This is a genomic window from Methylobacterium sp. WL19 (genome assembly GCF_008040005.1).
Taxonomy (GTDB): domain Bacteria; phylum Pseudomonadota; class Alphaproteobacteria; order Rhizobiales; family Beijerinckiaceae; genus Methylobacterium; species Methylobacterium bullatum.
Genome location: NZ_VRVC01000197.1, coordinates 1 through 5,917 on the forward strand (window position 1 = coordinate 1; position 5,917 = coordinate 5,917).

Here is a 5,917-nt window from a genome sequence, read left to right on the forward strand (position 1 = left end):
CCTCGTCGCCGCGCTGACCGCCCTCGCGAGGGGCAAGCCCATCTCCGTCGGGCCAGCGCTGGTGGCGCTCGGCCGCTGCGCGCAGGACGATGCCGTGCTGCATGCGGGCCTCTGCGCCGCGCTCCCGCATCTGCCCGCCCGGCCGCCCTACCTCATCGGCCTGCGCCGCCTCTTCAAACATGCCGAGATGGCCGACGATGCCGGCCTCTTCGGCGCCACCGCGCTGCGCCTCGAGACCGCGAAGGCGATGTACAAATCCGGCGCCCCCCTGGTCTACTCGGCCGAGTTGCGGCGGCAATTCGTGGTGCGCGATGAACGGGGCGGTCCGGATGCGCGGATCGGCCTGTCCTCGGCCACCTCGCTCTACCTCAAGCGCCGGATCTGGCGGGCCTTGCGCAAGCGCGGCGAGGTCGGCGATCCGGCCTTCGCCGAGATGGCCGCCGGCCTGCTGATGAGGGTGCGGCCGGAGGATTTGGGTCCGCGCACGGTCTCGACCCTGTGGCGGCGTCAGGCGAACGGCAATTGGGGCCGCGATGCCCGCCTGCGCGGGCCGCTCGCGACCCACTGGGCGGCGAGCCAACTCTTGTTCCGCCACGCGCGCCAAGCACGGCCGCGCTCGGGCTCGGCCACGTTCTTCCTCGATGCCGATACCGACCTCGACTCGCGGGACGAGGCCTTCCCCGACCTCTGGAGCGCCCGGCCCGACCTCGCGCTCCGGCTCGCCACGAAGGGGCGGATCGAGCCCGTGGCGATGCTGGGCCTGCGCGTCCTGCGGGCCGACACCGCGGCCTGCGCGGCCCTGGATGCCGCCGCGATCGGCCGCCTGCTCGGCGCGACTCTACCCGCCGTCGCCGCCCTCGGCCTGGAGATCGCGCGGGAGCGTCTCGCCCGGGGCGGGGCCGATCCCGAACTCCTCGCCGTCCTCGTCCAGGCCCGGTTCCCGGAGGCGCGGATGCTGGCCCTGCTGCGGATCGAGGCCGAGGCGGATTTGCCCTGGTCGAACGTGGCGCTGGCCTTCGCCCTGCTCACGAGTGCCGCGCCGGAGGTCGGGGCCGCGCTCGTCCCCCTCGCCCGCGAGCGCGGGCTTCCGGGCGGCGTGGCCGGGCCTTTGGCCGAGCGGCTGGTGGCGTGGCTGCGGGCGATGCCGCCCGTCCTCGACGAGGAAGCGAAGGCGACGATCCGGGCCATGCGCGGCAGCATCCCGCTGCTCTGGCCGGACCACGACATGCCGGTGGCCGGGCACGACATCGGCGCGCTGATGGCGCATCCGGCCCCGGAGATGATCGCTGCGGGCGTCGCGCTGCTGGCCCTGTCCGGCACCGATGCCGATGGCCTGCCCGCCGAGCAATGGTACGCCCTGATCGGATCGGACTCCCTGGACGTGCGGGACGCCGCGATCGGCCTCCTGTCGCGCCTCGACGATGAGCGGCTCCGCCGGCACGCCGACCACATCCTCGCCTTCGCCTGCGGTCCTTCGCCCGTCCTGCGAAAGGCGGCGCGGCCCCTGGTCACGCGCCTGGTCGATGCCGACCCGGACAGCGCCGCCCCCCTGGCGCAATCCCTCATCGCGAGCCTGTTCCGCACCGCGCCGGACGACCAATTCGTCGCCGACGTGGTCGCGCTCCTGAGCGAAGCGATGCCCCGCGAGCTCGCCGCCCTCGACGCCGGCACCCTGTGGCGCCTCCTCCAGGCGCAGGCCAAGGGCGCGCAGCGCCTCGGCGCCGTCGTGCTGGCCGAGCGGGCGCCGGGCCTCTTCAGCGTGCGCCAGATCGCGCGGCTCGGAGGGCATTCGCATCTCTCCGTGCGGCAATGGGCGATGGCCGCCTATCTGGCCGAGCCGGCCCGCTTCCAGGCCGAGGCGGCCGAGGCCGTCCTCCTCGTCGAGAGCGACTGGCCGGAGACGCTCGCCTTCGCGGAGAGCCATTTCGCGGCCTGGCCGGAGGAGGCCTGGACGCCCGATGCCCTCGCCGTCGTCACCGACAGCGTCAAGCCGGAGGTCTTGGCCTTCGCCCGCCGGATCCTGCGCAGCCGGCTGCGGCCGGGAGAGGCGGATGCCCAGATCCTGCGCCTCCTCGAACATCCCTCGCCCTCCATGCACCTTCTGGTGACGGAACTGCTGACGGCAGAGGCCGTGGCCAACGAGGACGCCTTCGCGCGTCTCGTGCCGCTGGCCCGCATCGTCATGCTGCAGGTGCTGACGGGGCGGACCGCCAAGGACAGGATGGCCGCCTTCCTGAAGGGGGAGGCCCTGCGCAGCCGGGAACGGGCTCAAAGTTTGCTGCCCTTCTTCGCCGACCTGTCGCTCAGCGGCACGGCCCGCGACCGGAACGCCGCGATCCTGGCGCTCCGTGACATCGCCGACGCCTATCCGGATCTCGAGACGCCCCTCGTCCGGCGACCGTCCGCGGCACGGCCCTCCCCCGGATCCCTGTCGGAGGGTGCCCGATGAAGCTCCATCACCGCTATCTCGGCGAGAGCCGCGCCGTCACGGAAGGGGGCACGACGCGGCTCGGCTTCGCCCCCGACACCTTGCGCGCGCCGACCTTCTTCAACGGACGGGTCGCCCGCCACCTGCCGTTCCGCGAGGCGATCTCGGCCCTCCACCACGTCGTGGTGTCGGATCTACGCTTCAAGCCGAAGGACCGCAGCGCCTATTTCGCCTGGCTGCAGGCCAACGAGCAGCAGCTCCTGGCCGAAGCGCTGGCCGGCAGGGACGAGCTGGAAGCCGAGATCGAGTCCCTGCGCCGCGAACTCACGGACATCGGCATCCGGTACCAGACGGTGATGCGGCCGTTCTACAAGGCCCGGCAGCTTTATTTCGACCGCCTCTACAAAGAGGATCTCGACGCCTGGATCGTCCTCGACCCGGTCATCACCGTGCATCCGGACGAGATCTTCTTCGAGTGTTTCAGCCTCGACGAATCCACCTACGGGCGCCTCTCCTGCGACCATGACGTGTTCGAGCGCATGGGCGAGATGGCCTTCGGCACCACCAACATCGACTACAGCCACGCTTTGTACGACGAGTTCCAGAAGATCCGCAGCGACCGCGACACCGAGCTCGCCATCGACCCCACCGGCTTCTCGGTGCAGACCAGCGGCACGGAGGAGTATCGCGAGGACAAGATCGATCTGCCCGATTCCTGGATGCGGGGCTTCCTGCAGGTCTCGAGCGCCATGACGCAGCCCGCCTGCGTGGTCGATCTGCACCCCGTCGACCTGCACGCGATCCTCACGCGGCTCGCCGCCCGCCGGGAGCGGCACGGCCCGCGCTCCCTGCGCTTCCTGCTCGAGCCGGACCGGCCGGTGAGCGTGCTGATCGAACCCTGGAACGAGCGGCTGACCTTCCGGCGCTCGATCTACCGGGGGCCGGCGAGCGCCGAGATCCGGCTCTGGGGCCGGCGCCGGCTGGCGATCCTCGCCCGCGCCCTGCCCCTCGCCCGATCGGTGCGGCTCCATCTCCTCGGCACCGGTCTGCCCTCCTTCGCGGTGGTGGATTACGGCGGCCTGCGCTTCACCCTCGGCCTGTCCGGCTGGACCGCCAACGACTGGTCCCGCGCCGGCCAGTTCGACCTCCTCGCGCCCCGCACGGATGTCGATACGGGCACCGCCGCGCGGGTCTTCGCGGCGCTGGGCCGCCATCTCTTCGCCGATGCCGGGACCCTCGCCGCCGAGACCGGCCTCGACCGGGCGACGGTGGAATCCGCGCTCGGCGGCTACGTCCAGGCCGGCCGCGCCATGTTCGACCTCGACAAGCGGGTGTTCCGCCTGCGCGAACTCACCCGCGAGCCCCTCGATGCGGGCGCCCTGCGCTTCGCCTCGGAGCAGGAGGCCAAGGCCGACCGTTTCGTCGCCGCCGGGCTCGTGACCCTCGGCCCCATCACCCGCGCCGAGGGCCGACGCAGCCTCACCGGTTCGGTGCTGGACGACGGCCGGGCCATGGCGACCGCCGTCGAGATCGACGCGGACGACCGGATGGTCGGCGGCCACTGCACCTGCGGCTTCTACATCCGCAACAGACTGATGCGCGGCCCCTGCGAGCACATGCTGGCCCTGCGCCGCATCGTTCACACGCAGGTCGAGGGCAAGCCGATGAGGAGTCAGGCGTGAGGAACCGCGTCCGGAACCGATTGATGCCGTCCCCGGCATGCTCTAAGTCTCATCCCCAGAGGGACGTCGGGCGGAGCGGACCTTGCAACCTGGGCGGCGTTTCGCCGTCCCTGCACCCTGCCCGGCAAAGCGTCACTGGCCCGCTCTTCACTGGGCCGGCACAGACCCCTACCGCGCGCTTTCTGTTTGGGTTCCTTGAACCCAAACGCGCGGTAGGGGTCGTGCCGGCATCGAGTGGACCGGACCAGTCCCGAGACTTGACGAAGGCTTTCCGGCCGGCGTCCCTCATTCATCTTCCCGTGCGGGCGAGCCGCCCATGAGCGTCCAGCCCGGCTCGCTCACCCGCCAGCAGCTCTACGACCGCATCCGCGAGAGCTCGAAGGACGAGGTGGTCCTCGAAGAGATGATCCGGCTCGGCTACTGGCCGGCCGGAAAGGATCAGCCGAACCTCCCCGAGGAGGTCATCCGCCGCCGGGGCGAGCTCGCCCGCGAACTGACGGAGCTGCATCGCAGCGCGGCGCTCTGGACGAATCCGGATGCCGCCCTCAAGGCGATGCACAAGCGCCGGAAGAAGGCGGCCCTGGAACGGCGGCGCGAGACCAAGCTCAACGGCGCGCGCGGGCGGCACGAACGCGCGCTCGCCTGGCACGGGCGCCGGAACCGGGAGATCCTCTATCTCGGCGAGGGCGTCTCGGCGGGCTTGTCGGCGCGGGGGGACGCTCCCTCCTCCCCTTCGGGCGGACTACCGGAACTGGCGAGTCCCGCTGCGGTGGCCGAGGCCATGGGGATCGGCCTCGGCGAGTTGCGCTTCCTCGCCTATGACCGGGCGCTCGCCACGGTGAGCCACTACCAGCGCTTCACCATCCCGAAGAAGACCGGCGGGCTGCGCGCCATCTCGGCGCCGATGCCCCGCCTCAAGCGGGCGCAATATTGGATTCTCGATGCCGTGCTGGCTCACGCGGGCATCCACGACGCGGCCCACGGCTTCGTTCCGGGCCGCTCGATCCTGACAAACGCCGCCCTCCATGTGGGGCGGGACGTGGTGGTCAACCTCGACCTCAAGGACTTCTTCCCGACCCTCGACTACCGCCGGATTAAGGGGAAGTTCCGGGGTCTCGGCTATGCCGAGCCGGTCGCCACCGTCCTTGCCCTGCTCTGCACCGAGCCGGATGTGGACGAGGTCGAGATCGACGGACAGCGCCTCTACGCGGCGCGCGGACCACGGCGCCTGCCGCAGGGGGCGCCCACGAGCCCGGCGCTCACCAACCTCGTCTGCACCCGCCTCGATGCGCGGCTCACCGGCCTCGCCGCCTCGCTCGGCTTCACCTACACGCGCTACGCCGACGACATGACCTTCTCCGCTTCGGGCGAAGCGGCGGGCAAGACCGGCGCACTCCTGAAATACGTGCACGAGATCGTCGCCGGGGAAGGCTTCACCGTCCATCCCGACAAGACGCGGGTGATGCGGCGGGGGCGGCACCAGGAGGTCACCGGGCTCACGGTGAACGAACGGGTCGCGGTGCCGCGCGAGACCCTGCGCCGGTTCCGCGCCCTCCTTCACGGCATCGAGCGGCACGGACCCGCCGGCCGCCGCTGGGGCCGAAGCGAGGGGCAGGCAGTGCTGGGGGCGGCTTTGGGCTTTGCCCGCTTCGTCCGGATGGTCACGCCCGAAGCCGGCGCTCCCCTGGTCGCGCAGGCGCGAAGGCTTGCCGAGACGCACCGAGCGCCGCAGCAATCGGCCCAGCCACGGATCACCCCCTTCCGCGCGCAATCCGCCCGGGGCGTGCCGCCGCGCGAGGGCTGGTGG

3 protein-coding genes are annotated in these 5,917 nt (G+C 71.7%); all 3 read left to right on the forward strand.

All coding sequences use genetic code 11. The features are described from left to right. Positions 1-2,449 (forward strand): hypothetical protein (locus FV220_RS23645; RefSeq protein ID WP_147833440.1); only part of this gene is annotated, 2,449 nt, incomplete at its 5' end. Beyond that, complete coding sequence (locus FV220_RS23650; RefSeq protein ID WP_147833441.1) at positions 2,446-4,110, forward strand: SWIM zinc finger family protein; 1,665 nt, start codon at positions 2,446-2,448, stop codon at positions 4,108-4,110. The genes FV220_RS23645 and FV220_RS23650, both read left to right, overlap by 4 nt. A 316-nt stretch (positions 4,111-4,426) precedes the next feature. Further along, positions 4,427-5,917: reverse transcriptase family protein (locus FV220_RS23655; RefSeq protein WP_187273520.1), on the forward strand; the 1,491-nt coding region annotated here is incomplete at its 3' end.